This window comes from Flavobacterium sp., from assembly GCF_044339515.1.
Taxonomy (GTDB): Bacteria; Bacteroidota; Bacteroidia; order Flavobacteriales; family Flavobacteriaceae; genus Flavobacterium.
Map to the genome: position 1 here is coordinate 1 of NZ_JBIIVK010000102.1, position 2,760 is coordinate 2,760.

At 31.5% G+C, this 2,760-nt stretch carries 2 protein-coding genes and 1 pseudogene; all 3 read left to right on the forward strand.

Going from position 1 to position 2,760, the window contains the following annotated elements; genetic code table 11:
- Positions 1-127: 127 nt before the first annotated feature.
- Positions 128-301, forward strand: a pseudogene (locus ACIQ0M_RS15425) (tetratricopeptide repeat protein); the annotation flags it as partial.
- Between the two features lie 57 nt (positions 302-358).
- Entirely contained in the window at positions 359-1,546 is a 1,188-nt protein-coding gene (locus ACIQ0M_RS15430) for a sensor histidine kinase (protein ID WP_396153836.1), read from the forward strand.
- A 10-nt stretch (positions 1,547-1,556) separates the two neighbouring features.
- Positions 1,557-2,760: tetratricopeptide repeat protein (locus ACIQ0M_RS15435; protein ID WP_396153838.1), on the forward strand; the 1,204-nt coding region annotated here is incomplete at its 3' end.

A 2,760-nucleotide genomic window follows, 5' to 3' on the forward strand; every position in this document is an offset into this window, starting at 1 on the left:
ATTTCACTTTTTATTATATCTTTGTCAAGTACACTGTACATAAGGGTTGATTTTGAAATGATTATGTTTTGCAACACAAATTTCGTCAACCCTTTTATATTTACAAAATAAGTTTAAATCACTTCAAATTAAAGATTTTGAAAAAAGCTTATTTTATTTTAATAAGACACTTAAGTTAGCAAATGAAGGACAAGTTGTTGATTATCACCAAACGAAAGCACTAGCGTTATCAAATATCGGAAGCGTATATCAAAATAAGGGAGATTATAAAGAAGCTTTACGATATTTTGAAGAGGCAATAAAAGAAAAAGATCTCTTTAATGAATATACTCTTTTATATGGTTCAATTCTGAATGAAATGACCTATTCTAGGTTTAAATTAGATAAATTGGATAATATTCCGGCAGATTTTCATAAAGCCTTAGTAATTCTTACCTCGTCAAAAAGTAAATCACATATTTTTGGATGCAAAATCCATCTTTCCGAATATTATGAACGAGTGGGAAAGATGGATAGTGCCCAAAAATATGCCAACCAAGCTTATGAATTATCCAAAGACAGTAAAATTATTAATTTACAACTCAAAGCTTTAAATCAGTTAACAAACGTTTATCCCGAAAGAGCGAATGCCTTCTCTAAAGAGTACATAACACTCAATGACAGTGTTATGAAAATGGACCGTAGGGTGGCGGAAAAGTTTGCCCGCATTGAATTTGAAACCGATGAAATTATACTTGAAAAAGAAAAAGCAATACAAGACAAATGGTTAATAGCCTCCATCGCTGTTTTAGTTATTGTGTTGGGAGGTTTGCTATACATTATCAAATGGCAAAGAACCAAACAGAGAGAATTAGTGTTGATTAACAACCAACAAAAAGCGAGCGAAGAAATATATCAACTCCTTTTAGACCAACAAATAAAATTTGACGAAGGACGCGAAAAAGAGAAGAAGAGAATCGCCCGAGAACTGCATGACGGAGTTATGAATAAATTGGCGGGAATTCGATTTAATTTATTCAAATTAGAGAAGAAGCAAGATAGTGCAACTATTGAAGACTGTTTGCAGCATGTTTCGGAACTTCATCACGTGGAGAAGGAAATCCGAAGTATTGCCCACGATTTGAATATGGATATTTTTTCACCAAAAAATGATTATTCGGCTTTGATTGAAACACTAGCTAAGGAAAACGATACGTATGACTTTGACTTGATTCTTGAAATGGATAAAGCCATTGAATGGCATTCAATTTCTTCCATCATCAAGATGAATTGTTACCGAATTTTGCAAGAGAGTTTTTCAAACATTGTCAAACATGCAGAACCCCAAAGAGTTGAGGTACGTTTTTCTGAGTTAAATGGCATTTTAAAACTTGAGATAACTGACGATGGAGTAGGATTTGATTTGGAAAGCCAAAAAAGAGGATTAGGAATAAAGAACATTTCAGAACGAGCACAAAGCATGAAAGCCCGATGCAACATTAAATCTGAAAGTGGAAAAGGAACAACAATTAGAATTGAAATTCCGTTAGAAGGAGTATTACCTTAGGTTTTTATCTATGAAAAAAAAGTTAGTAGGTTTCATTATTTGTTTACTCTGTTTTTGTAGTTGTCATGATGCTGAAAAGTTTTCTAACCATGACGAAATTCAGGATAGCATAAACTATTATTTAAACAAATCATTCGACTTCAAACTTACTAATCAGGAAATTGCCAATACAACGGCAAAAGCTCATGAATTGATCAAGCAAACCAAAATAGATTCTCTTTATATGATTAATAACTTTTTTGTTTCCTATGCTTATGATAATATTGGAGAGAAAGAAGTATTTAGAATTATAAATCATGAAATGGTTGAAGTTGCTAAAAAGCTTAATGATTCAATCAATTTGGCTAGAGCTTATAATCACATTGGTGATTCATATAATGAAGGAATAAATATAGACAGTGCTTTTTATTATTATACGAAAGCTGAAAAAATATACTTAAAAAAGAAAAATTATTTAGAAGTTGGAAAATTAAATTTAAGGGTTGCTAAAGAAAAATACTTTTACAGAGACTATTTTGGATCCGAAAAATCAGCAGTTATAGCTACTGGGTATCTAAGATTTGAGAAAAATGTGGAACAAATGTTTAATGCTTACACTTTGATGGGCATTGCATGTATTGAGACAAAGGATTTTTTAAAAGCACAAGATTATTTTTCCAAGGCATATATTCTCATCACTACAAATACAGATCAAAAATTCACAGAATTTCAACTTAAAGCAGTGGCAATAAATAATTTAGCTTGCTTAAATATAGAAATAAAGAACTATAAAAAGGCGTTGGTCTTAGTTGAAGAAGCACTGAACGAACCAAATCTTGAAGAAGAATACCCCGGACTTTATGCTACATTACTTTTAAATAGGGGAACAGTAAATTTGAAATTAAAAAACTATTCAATTGTTGTAAATGATTTATATAAATCTAAAGTTATTAGGAAAAAGTTTAAATTACTTTCTGCTGTAGCAAAAAGTGAAATGGCTTTAGTCAATTATTTTGACGCCATCAAAGAAAAAGACAGTGCTCTGTTCTATGCTCAAAATGCCTATAAAAACGCCAAAGAAACCGGGATATTGAGTTTGCATTTGGAGGCTGTAGATGTGTTAGTAAATATTGATGAGGAAAATTTTGCCAAGCACTCTAAAGAGAGAATACAATTGAGCGATAGCCTAATAAACACGGAACGAAAAATTGCCGAAAAATTTGCCCGCATTGAAT